The following is a 17452-nucleotide window of genomic DNA, read 5'->3' as shown; positions in this document are numbered from 1 at the left end:
CTATGAAATATTTTGCTTGGTGCATTTCACTTTTAGTTGGATTAATGAGCTTAGGTCAAGAAATGCTATGGTTTAGAATCGTTAGCTTTATGTTAGGTGGTGCTCCTTATGCTTTTGCACTTGTACTGTTCTTTTTTCTATTAGGTATTGCTTTTGGTGCAAGTCGAGGTAAAGCAATTTGTACACGCTATTCGAACCTACTATTGGTCGGAGGAATGGTTTTAATTTTTGCTGGTTTTATTGATATATTGATTCCATTTATTATTCAAAGCATAAATCAACCAAATAGCTTAACTCAATGTATACGTATATGTAGTATTTTAATATTTGTCGTTGCAGCTTTAAAGGCAATATTATTTCCAATTGTGCACCATTTAGGTACGAATATTGGCAATGGAAAAGTAGGTGCTTCAGTTTCTAAAGTCTATTTTTTTAATATTATTGGCTCAACACTTGGTAGTTTATTAATTGGCGGAGTTCTCCTTGATTATATTTCTATTTCATCAATGTTTATTTTAATAGGTATTGTTTGTATCTTATTAGGTGGCTTGATGATAATTAAAAAATCGGCAGTTTCTGTTTCTGCCTTTGCTATACTTGGTATTAGTTGCTTTTATTTTGTAGATAAACACTCTGATTATATTTTTAGAGATAGCTTCGGACAAGACATATCTATTAATTCTTATATTGAAAATCGCTATGGTATAATTCATATTGCCAATGACAATAGGGATGGAAGGAAAAATATTGTATTAGGAAATCGAATGTATGATGGTATTTTAAATATAGATCCTGATAATGATATAAATGACTTAAACCGGCTTTATCTATTAGCGGCAATTCATCCAAATCCTAAAAAAGTGCTGGTTATTGGTGTTAGTGGTGGGGCTTGGACGCGTGCTCTATCAAGTTTCCCTACATTAGAAACGATTGACGGCATTGAAATTAATAAAGGTTACTTGGATATTATTAAACAATACCCAGTTGTTTCTCCAATACTAGATGATCATCGAATTAATATCTATATTGATGACGGTCGACGTTGGCTTAAACGAAATAGTGATAAAAAATATGATTTAATTATCATGAATACCACTTATCATTGGCGTTCAGGTACAACCAATCTATTATCGCAAGAGATGATGAATATATTACATAATTCATTAAATCCTAATGGTATTTTGGCATTTAATAGTACTCGTTCGCTAGATACATTAAAAACGGCACAATCGGTATTTAAACATGCTTATTGGGGCACTATGGGTTTTATTTATGCTTCTGATTCAATGATTAAAATAGATGAAGGTGTAGCGAAAGAGAGTCTCGATAAGTTAGTTTTAGATGGTAAGCTATTGTTTAATGAAGCTTCCAAACAACTTAAAAATGGCGCTTACCAAAAAACATTAGCAACCAAACTGTTAAGTCTAGATGAAGTTGAAAAGCTTTATAACTTAGGAAGAGATACAGAAATTATTACCGATAGTAATATGATAACTGAATATAAATATGGTTTTTGGAAAAATAATTAAGGACGCTTTTATGTTAAGTAAGAAACAATCACTACTATTAAGCACGCTATTTTTTATTTCTGGAATGAGTGGTTTAACTTATCAAGTTGCTTGGCAACGAGCTCTTTATTCGGCTTTTGGTTCTGATGTTGATTCTGTGGCAATCATTGTATCGGCATTTATGTTAGGACTTGGTTTAGGCGCTCTTGGAGGAGGAAAAATTGTTGATAAATACCCAAATAAAGCACTACAGTTTTTTTGTTTTAGTGAATTTGGAATTGGTTTATTTGGAATAATTAGTTATCAACTTATTTTATTTGTCGGTGATATCTTTATTGTTTACAATTTAATTGTTGTTGCAATTGTTAATTTCTTATTGGTGCTTATTCCAGCTCTTTTGATGGGAGCAACACTTCCAATTTTAATTACTTATATAGCACAGTTTTGGAAAAATATTGGTCAAACAACTGGACATCTTTATGCGATTAATACTTTTGGTGCGGCAATTGGTGCAATTTTGACAGGATTTATTTTATTTAACTATTTTGCTCTTAATGTTGTAACAATATTTGCTGCACTAGGAAATTTTGTTGTTGCTATATCTGCTTATCTATTTTTAAATAAAATACGAATAAAAAAGAGCGGATAAGAAGATAGAATAGTACTATAAAGATATTAAAAATGATAAATCGGTGATAGTTGTCGCTGGTTTATCAATATATTATTAAAATCAATTAGTTAATTATTTTAATAATACAAGCTTTTTACTACTAATTAAGTTTAAATAAGTAATAAAGATTATTTTGATATATTTACCCTCCTTTTATAAAAATTGCATAATCATACCTTTATAATTGTATGAAGAATAAAAAGAATGCTGGCTTAATAAATATTATTTATAAGTCGATCTTTTAATAAGTTATATAAACGTTATTAAGAAAGCTAATAGTAGTATTTACCTTTATGATTTATTTTCTTTTTTATAAGTTAAGGTGTTGCTTTTAAATTTGGCTTTAGAAAATGGGATATAAGTTCTTTTTCTTTCTTGTTAAAAAGTTTCCGGTAACTAGGTGTTTGAGTATAAAATCTGCTGTTAGATTCAATAACTATGAGTGACAATTGTATACTGTTATAATTTGTTATCTTTTATTTTTGATCTATTAATAATGCAAACTAAAATTACAATTGTGGGTGCTGGCGCCGCTGGGCTTTTTTGTGCAGGTTTACTGGGGCAAAAAGGGTATGATGTTACTGTGATTGATAATGGTAAAAAGTTAGGACGCAAAATTCTAATGTCTGGTGGTGGTAAATGTAATTTTACTAATTTAATGGTTGAACCTAGTAATTATATTTCTTGCAATCCTCATTTTTGTAAATCAGCTTTGAAACAATTTACTCAGTGGGACTTTATCCAATTAGTAAATCAGTATGGTATTGCTTACCATGAAAAAGATCATGGGCAATTATTTTGTGATAATTCAGCGCAAGATATTGTTGATATGCTATTAAACGAGTGTCAAAAAGGGCATGTTCATTTTATGATGCAGACTCAGGTTGAAGATATTAGCAGTGATAAAATAGGATTTAAATTACATACTTCTCAAGGCATTATTGATAGTGATAATCTTATTATTGCTACGGGAGGCTTATCGATGCCAGCCCTTGGCATGACTTCAATTGGTTATAAAATTGCCGAAAAATTGGCTATTCCAGTGATACCAGTCAAAGCAGGATTAGTACCGTTCACGTTACATAAACCTTTACTTGATATATTATCAACCTTGTCAGGTATTGCTGTTGCTGTTGAAGTTTCTAATGAAAGAGTTAGTTTTAAGGAGAATCTATTATTTACTCATCGAGGAATTTCAGGACCAGCTATTTTGCAAATATCAAGCTATTGGCAGGCTGGAGAGTCAATTACTATTAATTTATTACCTGATTTCACATTCGAATCATCGTTTAAACCATTATTAGAGCAGAATCGTAATCAAACTATAAAAAATTGTTTAGCACAGGTTTTACCTAAAAGGCTTGTTGAGGTGTTAATACAGCTCAATTTGATAAACGATATAATAGTTAAGCAACTTAATCCCAAACAACAGCAAGACTTGTATAATGCTTTAACACATTGGCATATTACTCCAAATGGGACTGAGGGTTATCGTACTGCGGAGGTGACTCTTGGTGGTATAAGTACTGATGTGTTGTCTTCCAAAACTATGGCAGTTAAAACACACCCCAACCTCTATTTTATTGGTGAGGTTGTCGATGTGTCAGGTTGGTTAGGTGGCTATAATTTTCAATGGGCATGGAGTAGTGCATTTGCTTGTGCTCGATCGTTTAATTAATTACGCCCATTTGAATATGGTATTTTTTTACTTTGTATTGTAACGTTGTGCGTGAAATGTTTAATAGTTTTGCCGCCGTTATAATTTTGCCGTTGGCTTGATTTAATGCGTTAATAATGAGTTGTCGTTCATAGTTTTCAACTTGTTCAATTAAGTTGTTTCCATCAGTAGATGTGTTAATAGGTAAATTTTCTGGTTTATTGATATCATCGTTTTGAGAAGATGAACTATTAAGATCGAATAGATCTTTATCAAGGACAATATTCTGTAATTTACCCGGTTCGTTTTGTAATACCATACTTCTGACAATTGTATTTTCAAGCATACGGACATTACCAGGCCAAGGAGCTGATATTAATTGTTGTAGTGCATGTTCACTAATACCGCTAATTACAACATTGACGTCGTTTTTATGTTTATCAATAAAATAGCGTGCTAACACCGGAATATCTTCTGTTCTGTCGCGCAAAGCGGGGAGTTTTATTAAACCAACGTTTAAGCGAAAAAACAGATCACTTCTCATTTTTCCTGTTTTTAATAGTTCTGTAGGTGGTTCATTCATGGCAGCAACAATACGAACATCTGAATGCATTTCTTTATTACCACCTAATTGCCAGTAGGTTTTTTCTTGTAAGAATCGTAATAATTTACTTTGCATTTCAAGAGGCATAGCATTTAATTCATCAAGGAATAATGTGCCTCCGTTAGCCAGTTCTAAATAACCTTGTCGGTTTTCAGCACCTGTAAATGCGCCTTTGACCGTACCAAATAGGGTGCTTTCAATCAGTGTGGTTGGTAGTGCACTACAGTTGAGCGAGATAAATGCTTTGTCACGGCGTTGGCTTATTTGGTGGATTAAACGAGCAAATAGCTCTTTACCTGTTCCTGTTTCGCCAACTATTAATACTGGAACTTCATTTGCTCCCAAGATGTTAGTTTGATCGATAACCTCTTGCATTGTTTTTGATACAAAAACAATTTCTGGTAATGGTTGTTCTTTATTTTGATATAACTTGCTATTGAGCTTGAATACTTGGTCTTGTAATTGCCTAACAGTAGATAAATTTCGACCTATTTCTATTGCGCCGATAATTTTTTGATTTTTATTATAAAGAGGAACTGTTGTGTGCATATAATCTACAAGTTTACCTACATGGTTATAATAGCTTTGGTAATTGTTTTGATATTCTTTCCCATGTTGTAGGGCTTGCAACATCGTGCTGTCTTCTTTTCGCATCTTGGGATAAACTTTAAGCATTGGTTTTCCTATAGCTTGTTCTATAGGGTAACCATCAAGTTCAGCACTTTCCTGATTGTAATAAACATATTTGCCTTCTTTATCAATAATCGCCATTGGTTGATGGATTAAATCAAAAAAATGTTTAAATATTTCCAATGATTGTAATAATTCAGGATCGATTGTCATGATATTCGTGCCTTTTGAACTAGGGTGATTTGTTATATTTAGTTTTGTTTAATTTAAACGCCTGTTAATTATCATATAAAAATGACAAATTTTTGTCATAAAAACGGATTTCATACTAAATGATTAAATTTTTACTTGCGTTTTGTTTGTTAATATATTGATTATTTTTGTTTTTAAAGTTGGCATGCTGATTGCACAACAAGTGAGAAGCCATTTTACTTATTTTTTATGTAATCATTAACTGGAGGCTATATGTCCGACAAAATTATGTCAAATTATAACAAATTACGTACTGATCTTGTAACTAAAGATCGTCGTTTTAGCGCTGAAAGTGGCAAACTTTGTTTTGATGGTGTTAATTTAGAAGAGTTAGCCAAAAAATATCCAACGCCTTTTTATGTGTTTTCTGAAAAGGAGATTGATCGTAATGTGCAAGAAATTAAAGAGGCATTTAAAGCTCATCCAAAAACAAAAATTTTCTATGCATCAAAAACTTGTTCAGTAATGGGTGTTCTTAAAGCGATTAAAGATGCAGGAATTTATGCCGAAGCAAACTCAATGTTTGAAGTGCGTAAATGTTTAGATATCGGTTTCTCTGGTAGCCAAATTGTGTTTAATGGTGTTGTTAAAAAGCCAGTGGATTTAGAGTTTGCTATTCAAAATGATCTGTATATTATCAACGTAGATAGCTTATATGAGCTTGATATTATTGATGAGATTTCAAGACGTTTGAAAAAGGTAGCAAATGTTTGTGTGCGTGTTGAACCAAATGTTCCGTCAGCAACTCACGCAGAATTAGTCACTGCTTATCATGCTAAATCAGGTATCGATTTAGAACAAGCAGAAGAAACATGTCGTCGTATTTTAGAAATGCCATATGTTCATTTACGCGGTTTACATATGCACGTTGGTGATCAAGTTCCAGAATCAGAGCCTTTTGCTAAAGCTACGAAAGTTTTAGTTGATGAATCACGTCGCTTAGAAGAAGTGCTTGGTATTAAATTTGATTTAATCAACGTAGGTGGGGGGATCCCTGTTCCTTATAAATATGATGAAGAAAATGGTAATCCATTAGAAGATAATATGTATGCAGGTATTACTGCAAAAGATTTTGCTGATGCTGTTATTAGTGAAGTACACAAATGGCGCACTGATGTTGAAATCTGTATTGAGCCAGGCCGTAAAGTAACAGGCTCAGCAGGTGTGCTTGTAACTGAAGTTGCCTGTGAAAAACGTAAAACCAATTATGATTTAGATGGCAATATTGAAGAGCATGTTGAGTGGAAATTTGTTGATGCTGGTTATAGTGTGCTATCTGATAGTCAACATTTTGATTGGTTCTTCTATGTTTATAATGCTTCAAAAATCAATGAAACACATGATGAATACATCAAATTGGCAGGTCCTTTATGTGATGGTGGTGACTATTTCCATGTCGGTGTTAAAGGTGAAGAATTCTTAATGCCAAAAGACACTCAAATCGGTGATATTGTTGCTTTCCTTGATGCTGGTGCTTATACCATCGAAAGCCAAACTGTTTATAACAATCGTCCTCGTACTTCTGTTGTAATGGTAGATAAAGAAGGCAAGGATAGATTGATTCGCCGTGAGGACACTTACGAAGATATGGTTGGATACGACATATATTAATCATCAATATCTGGGGCATTTTATGCTCCAGATATTATAAAGTGAGGTTATTATGAGTGATTCTAAAGATTCAAGTCTACTTGGTATTAAAGACATTGTTTTTATGAATGTCATTGCAATACTAAGTTTGCGTCAAATTCCTAATGTTGCTCCTTATGGGGCGTCAGCAATGGTACTTTGGTTACTTGCTGCATTTTGTCTTTTCTTCCCATTAGCTATGGTTTGTGGCGAACTTTCAACCGGTTGGCCAAAAGATGGTGGAATTTTTGTTTGGGTAAAAGAAGCATTTGGTAAACGTATCGGTTGGATAGTTGTTGTTTGCTTTTTGTTCTCTTGCGTTCTTTTCTTCCCGTTAATGTTGCAATTTGGTTTTACTGCAATTGGGTATATGTTTAGCGCTGAGTTAGCTCAAAATCAAGTATTTATTGGTGTTGGCTCTATGGTGGTATTCTGGATTTTAACACTGATGAATATTAAAGGGATGCAATGGACTAAGTTTATTAATAGTGTGAGTGCATGGCTTGGTGTATTTATTCCAGCCGCTATTATTGTGCTATTAGCTGTTGTATGGTTATTCACAGGGCATCCTATGGCTACAAGCTATAGTCATGTTAGTGATTGGTTACCTGATTTAAGTAGTTGGGATACTATTGTTTTTCTATCTAGCATGATGTTCGCATTTGCTGGTCTTGAGGTGGCTCCGATGATTGCAGGGCGTACACGAGATCCACAACGAGACTTTCCAAAAGCAATGTTGGTTTCAGCAGTGGTTATTGTTGGTATTTATATGGTCGGAACATGGGCTATTAATACTTTATTACCAGCAGCCGATACTGATATCGTAGCGGGTGTTATGCAAGCAATGGAAGCTGCAGCTAAAGAATTGCATATGCCTTGGTTATTACCAGTAATGGCAATTTGTTTGTTTTTTGGTGCATTAGGACAAATAAACTCATGGTTAGTTGGTCCGATTTATATGCTACAAGAAGCATCAAAAGAAGATAATTTGCTTGGAGAACGCATCGGTCGTTTACATCCAGTATATAAAACACCAGCGTTTGCGTTAATTATTCAAGCTGTTATTGTTACAGTACTTTGTTTTTCAACTTTTGTGTCGCCAAGTATTGCAGCAGCATATTGGATGTTAACAGCGTTAACGACAATTTGTTACTTTATTCCGTACTTAGTGATGTTTATTGCATATTATCGTTTACGTATTACTCAACCAGATGTTGCTCGTAGTTTTAAAATTCCGGGTAAGGTGTTGCCAATTGTGTTACCAGCACTTGGTTTCTTATCTACTCTATTTGCTGTGGTATTAGTGTTTATTCCACCTGCGCAAATAGATATGGGGGGGTATGTCGAATATATTGCTAAAATTGTTGGTGGTGCAGTACTTGCCATTGGTTTAGCTGAATGGATTTATTATCGAGCACAAAAACGAAACCGTTTGCAGTAGTAATAATATATAGAGGAGTAAAATTATGTACAAACCTATATTAGAAATTGATTTACGCAAATTAAGAAATAATGCTCGTGTTGAAAAAGATCTATTAGCTAAACACGGTATTGAGGTTATGGCTGTTAATAAAGTTTTTGATGGTTGTGTTGAAACGGCCAAAGCAGTACTTGAAGGCGGTATTGATGTGATTGCTGAATCAAGAACATACAATTTAAAGAAATTAAAAGAAGCTTTAAATTGTAAAACCTGCTTATTACGGAGCCCTTGTTTAAGTGAAATTAGTGATGTTGTTAGATATGCTGATATTAGCTTAAACAGCGAAAAAGTAGTAATTCAGGCACTTTCTGATGAAGCCGTTAAACAACAAAAAGTTCATCAAGTTTTATTAATGGTTGATATGGGGGATTTACGCGAAGGTATTTGGTTTGAACATATTGATGAAATCATTGATACGGTTAAACTTATTCTTTCTTTACCCGGTGTTGAGCTCTATGGGCTCGGCACCAATTTTAATTGCTATGGTACTGTACTACCTACAGTTAAAAATGGAGTAGACTTTTTAAAAATAGCGCGTAAAGTAGAGCAAGTTTGTAATATTAAAATAAAGTATTTATCGGCTGGTAATTGTACCAGTTACCACTTATTGGATAAAGGTATTTGGCCAGAAGGATTAAATCATTTGAGAATTGGTGGTTTACACGAGTTTGGTATTGAATATGTGGATATGAAATATCTTGACGAGTTTCATCATTCAAATAAACCCGTTGATAAAGCATGTAGTAATATTTATAAATTATATGCGCAAATCATTGAACTCAATAGTAAACCAACAGTTCCTGTTGGTGAATTAGGTGTAGATGCTTTTTTAAACAGTAAAACCTTTGTTGATAGCGGTACACGCAAACGAGCACTTCTTGCCTTTGGACGTCAAGATGTGCCAGCAGAAAGCTGTATACCCATCAATGATGATATTACTGTATTGGGTCAAACCAGTGATCATACCTTGGTTGATATTGAAGATGTTACTCAAATACTTCGTGTTGGCGATGTTATTGGATTTGAGCTTGATTACACTGCTTTACTAATGGCTTGTCAAACTAATGGTGTAGAAAAACGGTTTATTTATTAATTTGTGTTAACTGCTGGGTAACCAGCAGTTTTTATTAATTACTAGGTGGTTTATATGACAACATCTGAATCACAAGAAAACCCTTATCCCAGTAGTAATTTAAAGAAAAACCTAAAAAATCGTCATTTATTGATGATTTCATTAGGTGGATCAATTGGTACTGGATTATTTATTGGTATTGCAGCTCCACTTAGCACAGTTGGTCCATTAGGAACAATTATTGCTTATTTAATGGCAGGAAGCATAATGCTTTCAACTATGTTATGTTTAGGTGAACTTTCTTGTGCATTTCCTCATGCAGGTTCATTTCAACACTATGCGTTGATGTTTATACCCAATCCGATTTGGAGTTATACCATCGGTTGGTTGTATTGGCTTAGTTGGGTACTATCTATGGCGGCAGATTTAACCGCTGCTTCAATGATTGCTCACCAAACCTTCCCTTCGATTCCTATTTATCTTTTTAGTCTATTAATTCTAATTGTTCTTACTTCAGTGCATTTAACCTCTGTTCGTGCATTTGGAGAAAGTGAGTATTGGTTTTCAACTATTAAGGTTCTTGCGATTATTGCATTTATTGGGGAGGGGATTTATTTACTTAATCACCAATATAGCGAAACGCATATCTTACCAACATTTAAAACCGAAAAAGGGTGGTTTCCTAATGGTTTTTTAGCTATATTTGTTTGTATGACTATCGTGACCTATTCCTTTCAGGGCGTCGAATTAATTGGTAGTGCAGCTGGTGAGGCACAATCTCCACAGTCTGTGTTACCCAAAATTATTACTGGTGTTGCTTTTCGCATTATTCTATTTTATGTTCTGGCTATTGCTGTTTTAGCCCTTGTTTATCCATATGGAACGGTTCATCCTGAAATTAGCCCATTTGTGTGGGTATTTAATAAAGCAGGAATTTCAATAGCTTCGTATTTAATGCTTTTTGTTATTTTTTGTGCGGCAATATCGGCGGCTAATTCTGCAATTTATGCCAGTTCAAGAATGCTGTGGTCTATGGCACAAGATAAACTCGCACCTCAATATTTTTCAGACGTAAATAAGCGTGGAGTGCCCACAAAAGGTATTTTATTTATTGCTATTATTGCGCTAGTTTCACTATTTTCTAAATATATTGCCGCTGAAAAATTGTATATTTATTTAGTAGCGGGAACAGGGCAAGTGGGATGTTTTGCATGGATTATTATTGCTTGGTGTCAATATCAGTTCCGTAAGGGAGTAAATAACGGTAAATATCCCAAAGAGATGGTAAAGTTCAAATCGCCATTATTTCCTTTGCTGGCAGGGGTTTCTATTATTGTTAATATTGTGATTATTATTGGTGTTTGGTTTGGGGAGTCAGGACATTTTATTTTATTATCAGAAGTTTTTTTAGTAATAATTATTTTGGTTTCTTACTTTTTTTATAAGAAACGAAATTCTTTAATAATAAAAACGTTAGATTAATTTTATTGACCTATTAATTTGTTTGTAATCACCTAATAAATCGGTTTAGGTGATTACATTTAATTTTTAAAATCAGATTATTAATGTTTTTACTATTTGTGATTTATCTTTATTTTAAGGCACTAAGTTAAGTGCGTTTGCTTGGTATAATCTTGATTAAATCCTTTCTGATACAAGTTATTTTAGAAAAGCTGATACACCCGTAAAAACGACTTGCGCAGCAATAGCTGATATTAGTAACCCAGTAAGTTTTGATAAGATAGCAATACCTGTGTTTTTTAATACTTTAGCAATACTTTTTGCACATAATAGCATTGCATAAATTCCTGAAGATGCAATGAATAAAGAAACAGCGCCAATCATATTGGCTGCAAAGCCTACGGAGCTTGTTCCCATAACAATGATAGTACCAATGGAAGCGGGTCCCATACAAAGTGGAATTGCAAGGGGTACAACACTGATATCGTCATCACTGTTAATTTTGTTCTTTTCTGGAGAATCATTCATTAGTGACACTGCAGTGATAAATAGCAACGCTCCAGAACCAATTCGGAATGCATCAAGAGTAAAACCAAAGACACTAAACATGGTATTACCAAAAAAGAATAGCACTATACCGATGATAAATACGGCACAGGATGTTTTGAGTGCTGTTTTGCGTCTAAGCTGTTCGTCGTATTGTTTTGTGCCACTTAAAAATGCACTTAAAACAGCAGGAGGTGTCATTAATGCAAATAGCTTTACAGTTGTGGCAAGGATATTAACAAGATAGTCATCCATAGTGTTACCTTTCAAAGAATAACAATTAAATTCCCTTTAATTTTGTTAACATTATTAGTTGCTAGGGAATGATTTTTGTTAGATACAAAAACGGTCACCAAAAAGGTGACCATGTTTAATCTGATATTTTTTAATTGGTTTTAGACAATTAAACCAATAAAATTTAGTTAAGGCGCTCTTTGATACGAGCTGCTTTACCACGAAGTTCGCGTAAGTAGTAAAGTTTAGCTTGACGTACTTGACCACGACGTTTCACAGTAATTGAATCAACAATTGGTGAGTGAGTTTGGAATACTCGTTCAACACCTTCACCATTCGAAATCTTACGTACGGTAAATGCAGAGTGCAAACCACGATTACGAATGCCAATAACAACACCTTCATAAGCCTGAAGACGTTTTTTGTTACCTTCAACAACCCATACTTTTACTTCAACCGTGTCACCAGGGCGAAAAGACGGGATGTCTTTTTTCATTTGTTCTTGTTCTAATTGCTGAATAATTGCATTTTTCATAATATTATCTCTTACTAGTTATACTGAAATATTAATTGCTTAGTTTGTCACTGTATTCTTGTTGGAATTCAGCGAGTAAACATTGCTCTTCATCAGTCAGAGCTAGATTTGCAAGAAGATCTTCTCTTCTTAACCAAGTTCGTCCTAGTGATTGTTTTAATCGCCAGCGACGAATCGCTTCATGGTGACCAGACATTAATACGTCAGGTACCGCCATTCCATCTAACACCTCAGGACGAGTATAGTGTGGACAGTCAAGTAAACCGTTAGCAAAAGAGTCTTCTTTTGCCGATGATTGGTGATTTAGCACGCCAGGAATAAACCTTGCTAATGCATCAATCATGGTCATCGCAGGTATTTCACCACCACTTAACACGTAGTCTCCAATTGACCATTCTTCGTCAATTTCGGTTTGAATAACGCGTTCATCTATACCTTCGTATCGTCCACAAATTAAAATTAAATTTTGATTTTGTGACAATTCACAAACACCTTGTTGGTCTAATTTGCGCCCTTGTGGGGAAAGATAGATTACTTTTGTATTGTTACCTGACACTGTTTTTGCCGCATGAATTGCATCTTTAAGTGGTTGAACCATCATTAACATGCCGGGACCACCACCATAAGGCCTATCATCGACTGTTTTATGCTTATCATGCGCAAAATCGCGAGGGTTCCAATATTCTACTGTTAACAACCCGTTTTTAACGGCTCGACCAGTTACGCCATAACAGGTAATAGCTTGAAACATTTCGGGAAAAAGGCTAATTACGCCAATCCACATAGTTTTACCTTACCAATTAAAAAGCAGGATCCCAATCGACCACAATCATTTTTGTTGTTAAATCAACTTGTTTTATAAATTGATTATCAACAAAAGGGATTAAACGTTCTGTTGCTCCAAATGCATCTTTTAGATTTGCTTTAACCACTAATACATCGTTAGATCCGGTTTCCATCAAATCAGTTACCAGTCCTAAATCATAGTTATTAACTGTTTTAACTCGGCACCCAATGAGATCTTTCCAATAAAAATCACCATTGCTAAGTGTTGGTAATTTTTCTGCATCAACAAACACTTCAATATTGGTTAATGCAATGGCTTGATCACGATCATCAATGCCTTTAAGTTTTACAATCATATCATGATTATGCGGTTTAAAGCTCTCTACAATTACCTCTTGCCATTGCCCAGCATGCTGGATATACCAAGGAGTGTAATCAAAAATGCTATCTGGGAATTCTGTAAACGAAAAAATTCTGAGCCATCCGCGAATGCCGTAGCTTGAACCAAGTTTACCAACAACAATAAGATTCTCAGTATTCATCATTACAGTGATTATCAATTACTAAATTAAGCAGCTTTTTGTGCTTGTTTAATTAGTGCATTAACACGATCAGAAACAGTTGCACCTAAACCAACCCAATGATTTACGCGATCAAGATCTAAACGTAATTCTTCTGCTTTACCTTGTGCAATTGGATTAAAAAAGCCAACGCGCTCAATAAAACGGCCATCACGTGGGTTACGGCTATCAGTGACAACTACTTGATAAAAAGGGCGCTTTTTAGAGCCACCACGAGCTAAACGAATAGTTACCATAACATCCTCTTAAATTAAAAAATAATCTTTTTTCTGCCCAACACGGACAAAATCAAAGCCCCAGAATTATACTCTTTCTAGCAAAAAGTGCAATGGCTGTTTGTTGATGAAGTGGTGTTATATTGATTGACTTAAACTAACTTAAAAAAGAGTGGAAAAAATGATACTAACTATAATTTATTTAATTTAAGTGGAAATCGATAAATATAATAAAATAGTGATTTTTATTTTTTGTTCTTTTTGTGAAAAAAAGCTCTCTTTAAAACATCAAAAAAGCCAAGTGAGCGTACCATTTTTTGCCCGTCAATATAAACTCGAATGGCTTTTAATACCTTCTTGGGTTCTTTAGATGCAAAGGTGAATGTGCCGTTTTTTTTTGTTTGTATTGAATAACGAGGGATCCATCTACCACCTAACAATACAGAAGCAATCACATAATCAATTTCATTCCATGGTATTTGGATATATTTGCGTGGATCGTGTTGATGATAAAACTCGAAGGCTTTGTCACCAATTATTATATTGCCGTATTCAGATAAGCCTGTAAATGCGGTTGCTTTCATTGTTAAATCAATTTTAGTATTTAATGATTGAACCATCTATCCTATATCCATGCAAAGTTCGAATGATTAATGACACCTTTTCATCACATGGTGTGATAAAAAGGTTAATGTAATAGTAAATAGAAAGTTGGCACTATTTTAAAATATCATACTTTCTAAATATATAGGCATAGCTATATGTTTATAAAAGACCGATTACATGGCCAACAATACCTACTATAAATAATCCCAAAATAATTAGGATTGGTGATACTTTTTTACGAAGTAACCACATGCAAAAGAAAGTCAATAGTAAGGGGACAAGTCCAGGTATTAACTGATCCAAGTTATTTTGTAAGGTGGTTACCTTTTGTTGAGTTAGTGATAATCCGCTTTGCATTTGAATTAATGCTTGTTGAATGCCTTCAGCACCTACTGGTAATGTATTCCAATCAATAAAAGCACCATTGTCTAGCTTGACAGTAGATACGACTGGTTGGAATTTAATTGATACCCATCTTTGTACTAAGGCTGCCAGTACAAACATTCCTAAAATAGAAGCTCCTTTGGTGATTTTTTGTAGTAATCCGCCTGATAAATTATCGGTTATTTTAGAGCCTGTACGGTAACCAAATTCTTGGGTATACCACATGAAGCCCCAACGAATAATATTCCATAATAAGAAGAATAAAATTGGTCCCATAATATTACCGCTTAGTGCAAGTGAAGCGCCAAGAGCGCCGAGCATTGGACGTACGGTAAACCAGAATACAGGATCACCCACACCCGCTAATGGTCCCATCATCCCAACTTTTACCCCTTGAATTGCTACGTCATCAACAGCAGCTCCATTAGCTCGTTCCTCTTCAAGTGCAAGAGTTACCCCAAGTACTGGAGAAGCTAAATAGGGGTGAGTATTAAAAAATTCTAGGTGACGCTTAAGAGCAGCAGAGCGATCCTCTTTGGTGGTATATAATTTTTTGATAGCAGGGATCATTGAATAGACCCATCCACCATTTTGCATACGTTCATAGTTCCAAGACCCTTGGAGGAAGGTTGAACGCCAAGCAACCGCTAAACGATCTTTTTTGTTTAATTGGATTCTATCAGTCATTTTCTTCTCCAAGTTTTTAGTAATCATTTAAAATATCATCAAGTGGATCACCTTTGCTACCACCATTGGATGAATTGCCACGTTCAGAAAGATTGAGGTAAATTAGTGCTAATGCTATACCTAAAGCGCCAAGTGCAATCAGTGTTAATTGTGATATCGCTGCAACGACAAAACCAATAATGAAAAATGGCCATACTTCGCGGTTTGCCATCATATTGATTACCATTGCATAACCAACAGCAACAACCATTCCACCACCAATAGCCATTCCTGTTGTTAGCCATTCTGGCATTGCTTCTAGTGTACTTCTAACAACTTCAGCAGGAATAAACAGTAACGCAGCAGCTGGGATTGCGATACGTAAACCTTGTAAACAGATACCTAAAATTTGTAACCATTCAATTTTTTGAATATTGCCTTCTTCCGCTGCCGCATCCATCATGTGTACTAAAGGAACAGCAATAGTTCGTACAATCATGGTTAAGAATAGCCCTGCAACTGCAAGTGGAATAGCAACAGCTATAGCAGTAGATACGCCAGTTATACCTTGGCCGCCTAATACTAAAATAATTGATGAAGCAACCGATGCTAAAGCTGCATCAGGTGCTACTGCCGCCCCGATATTGGCCCAACCGAGTGCAATCATTTGCAATGAACCGCCCAATACAACACCCGCTTCTAAATTACCTGTTACAAGTCCAATTAAAGAACAAGCCACTAAAGGTTGGTGGAATTGAAACTGATCTAAAATACCTTCCATTCCTGCTAGAAAGGCAATAACAATAACTAAAATGATAGCAATAATAGACAATGTCATAATATAACCCCTTAAATAAACTAATTCTTTTGTTGCGCCAATTCTTCTTTCGCTTTTTTCAATAATTCGTCCATATTACTGCTAGAGTCATTAGGCACTTTGCGAACATCAAGTTTCACATTTTTTGCTTTTAATTTTTCAAATGTATCAACATCATTAGCATTCATTGACAGCACTTTATTAACCATAACCTTTCCTACGGAATGGGCCATCGAACCAATATTAAGTTCATTGATATCAACACCGCCTTCTATGGTTCGTAGCACATCTTGTGGGTTTTCAAATAGAAGTAGGGCTTTGGTATTACCAAAACGAGGATCGCGTGAAACTTCAATAATTTTTTTAACTGGAACAACATTTGCTTTTACACCAGGAGGTGCTGCTTCTTGGATGAGTTTTTTTCTTAATTCATCTTTTGCAACCGAGTCAGAAACAACAATAATACGGTTAGGATTGGTTGATTTTGTCCATGCTGTCGCCACTTGCCCATGTAATAGGCGTGAGTCAACACGAGCTAACACAATTTTCATTTTACCATCACCAAGTACTGTTCCATCGGGGATAGTATTTGCGTTTTTAGTAGAGGCAGAAAATTGTGTTGGTATTTCGACTGTTGTTTGAACACCTTCTTTGCTTGGTTCAATAATTGAGGCAGCAATTTCTTTAGCCGTTTCCATTGAAAAACGAGAAGAATAGGCTTCAATTAACATTGGTAAATTTAAACCAGCAACAATAGCCCAATTACTATGTTCACCACATAAATTGTTAGCCTGATTAAATGGTGTCCCTCCCCATAAATCAACTAAAAACAGGATTTCTTCTTGATTAGCAAATGTTGCAATCGCTTCAAGCATTCGTTCTTTTAAACTTTCAGGACTATCGCTTGGATGCAAGGTAACAGCTTTAACATTTTCTTGTTCTCCAAATATCATTGATCCTGATTGTAGAATACCTTCCGCAAACTCGCCATGAGTTGCTAGGATAATTCCAACCATATAACGACCTCCTAATTTTTATATTAATTGCATAATATAAAGTATGTAAAATAAAATTACCTTATTATTTTATAGAGCAAACTAAGTAGCTAACCATGTAGCT

16 protein-coding genes and 2 pseudogenes are annotated in these 17452 nt (G+C 34.7%); 7 read left to right on the top strand and 11 right to left on the bottom strand.

What is annotated here, in order from left to right; translation table 11 throughout:
* Positions 1-2: 2 nt before the first annotated feature.
* The 3 genes from A9G43_RS10385 to A9G43_RS10375 all read left to right on the top strand — a co-directional run bounded on the left by A9G43_RS10385 (position 3) and on the right by A9G43_RS10375 (position 3856).
* Positions 3-1529 (top strand): hypothetical protein, encoded by a 1527-nt coding sequence (locus A9G43_RS10385; protein WP_065608728.1) that lies wholly within the window; start codon positions 3-5, stop codon positions 1527-1529.
* 10 nt (positions 1530-1539) lie between these two features.
* Positions 1540-2157, top strand: a complete 618-nt coding sequence (locus A9G43_RS10380) for an MFS transporter (protein WP_065608727.1) — start codon at positions 1540-1542, stop codon at positions 2155-2157.
* A gap of 517 nt (positions 2158-2674) precedes the next feature.
* Positions 2675-3856: an NAD(P)/FAD-dependent oxidoreductase gene (locus A9G43_RS10375; RefSeq protein ID WP_065608726.1), complete on the top strand. Its 1182-nt coding sequence runs from the start codon at positions 2675-2677 to the stop codon at positions 3854-3856.
* Here the strand turns inward: A9G43_RS10375 and A9G43_RS10370 are convergent.
* Positions 3849-5285, bottom strand: a complete 1437-nt coding sequence (locus A9G43_RS10370; protein ID WP_141674069.1) for a sigma 54-interacting transcriptional regulator — start codon at positions 5283-5285, stop codon at positions 3849-3851. The genes A9G43_RS10375 and A9G43_RS10370 overlap by 8 nt on opposite strands.
* A gap of 249 nt (positions 5286-5534) precedes the next feature.
* Here A9G43_RS10370 and lysA point away from each other — a divergent pair, with 249 nt between their 5' ends.
* Genes lysA through A9G43_RS10350 form a run of 4 tightly spaced genes read left to right on the top strand, consistent with a single transcriptional unit; the run spans position 5535 to position 10984 of the window.
* Positions 5535-6932, top strand: coding sequence for a diaminopimelate decarboxylase (lysA, locus tag A9G43_RS10365; protein WP_065608724.1), 1398 nt, complete (start codon positions 5535-5537; stop codon positions 6930-6932).
* Between the two features lie 52 nt (positions 6933-6984).
* Positions 6985-8391 (top strand): APC family permease, encoded by a 1407-nt coding sequence (locus A9G43_RS10360; protein WP_065608723.1) that lies wholly within the window; start codon positions 6985-6987, stop codon positions 8389-8391.
* 25 nt (positions 8392-8416) lie between these two features.
* Positions 8417-9523 carry an alanine/ornithine racemase family PLP-dependent enzyme gene (locus tag A9G43_RS10355; RefSeq protein WP_065608722.1) on the top strand — a complete coding sequence of 369 codons (1107 nt, stop codon included), beginning with the start codon at positions 8417-8419 and terminating at the stop codon, positions 9521-9523.
* A gap of 54 nt (positions 9524-9577) precedes the next feature.
* Positions 9578-10984: an amino acid permease gene (locus tag A9G43_RS10350; RefSeq protein ID WP_065608721.1), complete on the top strand. Its 1407-nt coding sequence runs from the start codon at positions 9578-9580 to the stop codon at positions 10982-10984.
* 177 nt (positions 10985-11161) lie between these two features.
* Here the strand turns inward: A9G43_RS10350 and A9G43_RS10345 are convergent, their stop codons facing one another.
* The 10 genes and pseudogenes from A9G43_RS10345 to A9G43_RS11470 form a co-directional block, all read right to left on the bottom strand.
* Complete coding sequence (locus A9G43_RS10345; protein ID WP_065561484.1) at positions 11162-11764, bottom strand: MarC family protein; 603 nt, start codon at positions 11762-11764, stop codon at positions 11162-11164.
* Positions 11765-11927: 163 nt separating this feature from the next.
* Positions 11928-12278, bottom strand: a complete 351-nt coding sequence (gene rplS / locus A9G43_RS10340) for a 50S ribosomal protein L19 (RefSeq protein WP_034913735.1) — start codon at positions 12276-12278, stop codon at positions 11928-11930.
* A 31-nt stretch (positions 12279-12309) separates the two neighbouring features.
* Positions 12310-13062, bottom strand: a complete 753-nt coding sequence (trmD, locus tag A9G43_RS10335; protein ID WP_065575039.1) for a tRNA (guanosine(37)-N1)-methyltransferase TrmD — start codon at positions 13060-13062, stop codon at positions 12310-12312.
* A gap of 16 nt (positions 13063-13078) precedes the next feature.
* Positions 13079-13609 carry a ribosome maturation factor RimM gene (gene rimM / locus A9G43_RS10330; RefSeq protein ID WP_065608720.1) on the bottom strand — a complete coding sequence of 177 codons (531 nt, stop codon included), beginning with the start codon at positions 13607-13609 and terminating at the stop codon, positions 13079-13081.
* A gap of 23 nt (positions 13610-13632) precedes the next feature.
* On the bottom strand, positions 13633-13881 hold the full coding sequence (rpsP, locus tag A9G43_RS10325; RefSeq protein ID WP_034900786.1) for a 30S ribosomal protein S16: 249 nt from the start codon (positions 13879-13881) through the stop codon (positions 13633-13635).
* A 224-nt stretch (positions 13882-14105) separates the two neighbouring features.
* A complete protein-coding gene (locus tag A9G43_RS10320; RefSeq protein WP_065589383.1) occupies positions 14106-14480 on the bottom strand; it encodes a DUF956 family protein in 375 nt (124 codons plus the stop codon).
* A 145-nt stretch (positions 14481-14625) separates the two neighbouring features.
* A complete protein-coding gene (locus tag A9G43_RS10315) occupies positions 14626-15537 on the bottom strand; it encodes a PTS system mannose/fructose/sorbose family transporter subunit IID (protein ID WP_034913718.1) in 912 nt (303 codons plus the stop codon).
* A gap of 16 nt (positions 15538-15553) precedes the next feature.
* Positions 15554-16348 carry a PTS mannose/fructose/sorbose transporter subunit IIC gene (locus A9G43_RS10310; protein WP_065608764.1) on the bottom strand — a complete coding sequence of 265 codons (795 nt, stop codon included), beginning with the start codon at positions 16346-16348 and terminating at the stop codon, positions 15554-15556.
* Between the two features lie 26 nt (positions 16349-16374).
* Positions 16375-16914, bottom strand: a pseudogene (locus tag A9G43_RS11475) (PTS system mannose/fructose/N-acetylgalactosamine-transporter subunit IIB); the annotation flags it as partial.
* Between the two features lie 60 nt (positions 16915-16974).
* Positions 16975-17349: pseudogene (locus A9G43_RS11470) on the bottom strand (PTS sugar transporter subunit IIA); the annotation flags it as partial.
* Between the last annotated feature and the right edge of the window lie 103 nt (positions 17350-17452).

The sequence above is a fragment of the Gilliamella sp. Occ3-1 genome, assembly GCF_001690655.1.
GTDB classification, from domain to species: domain Bacteria; phylum Pseudomonadota; class Gammaproteobacteria; order Enterobacterales; family Orbaceae; genus Gilliamella; species Gilliamella apicola_P.
Note: the sequence above shows the minus strand (reverse complement) of the source record. Positions and strands in the feature narration are given on the sequence as shown.

Coding starts and splice junctions, on each gene's coding strand:
- A9G43_RS10385 (WP_065608728.1), top strand. CDS start 3: ATGAAATATTTTGCTTGGTGCATTTCACTTTTAGTTGGATTAATGAGC.
- A9G43_RS10380 (WP_065608727.1), top strand. CDS start 1,540: ATGTTAAGTAAGAAACAATCACTACTATTAAGCACGCTATTTTTTATT.
- A9G43_RS10375 (WP_065608726.1), top strand. CDS start 2,675: ATGCAAACTAAAATTACAATTGTGGGTGCTGGCGCCGCTGGGCTTTTT.
- lysA (WP_065608724.1), top strand. CDS start 5,535: ATGTCCGACAAAATTATGTCAAATTATAACAAATTACGTACTGATCTT.
- A9G43_RS10360 (WP_065608723.1), top strand. CDS start 6,985: ATGAGTGATTCTAAAGATTCAAGTCTACTTGGTATTAAAGACATTGTT.
- A9G43_RS10355 (WP_065608722.1), top strand. CDS start 8,417: ATGTACAAACCTATATTAGAAATTGATTTACGCAAATTAAGAAATAAT.
- A9G43_RS10350 (WP_065608721.1), top strand. CDS start 9,578: ATGACAACATCTGAATCACAAGAAAACCCTTATCCCAGTAGTAATTTA.
- A9G43_RS10345 (WP_065561484.1), bottom strand. CDS start 11,764: ATGGATGACTATCTTGTTAATATCCTTGCCACAACTGTAAAGCTATTT.
- rplS (WP_034913735.1), bottom strand. CDS start 12,278: ATGAAAAATGCAATTATTCAGCAATTAGAACAAGAACAAATGAAAAAA.
- trmD (WP_065575039.1), bottom strand. CDS start 13,062: ATGTGGATTGGCGTAATTAGCCTTTTTCCCGAAATGTTTCAAGCTATT.
- rimM (WP_065608720.1), bottom strand. CDS start 13,609: ATGATGAATACTGAGAATCTTATTGTTGTTGGTAAACTTGGTTCAAGC.
- rpsP (WP_034900786.1), bottom strand. CDS start 13,881: ATGGTAACTATTCGTTTAGCTCGTGGTGGCTCTAAAAAGCGCCCTTTT.
- A9G43_RS10320 (WP_065589383.1), bottom strand. CDS start 14,480: ATGGTTCAATCATTAAATACTAAAATTGATTTAACAATGAAAGCAACC.
- A9G43_RS10315 (WP_034913718.1), bottom strand. CDS start 15,537: ATGACTGATAGAATCCAATTAAACAAAAAAGATCGTTTAGCGGTTGCT.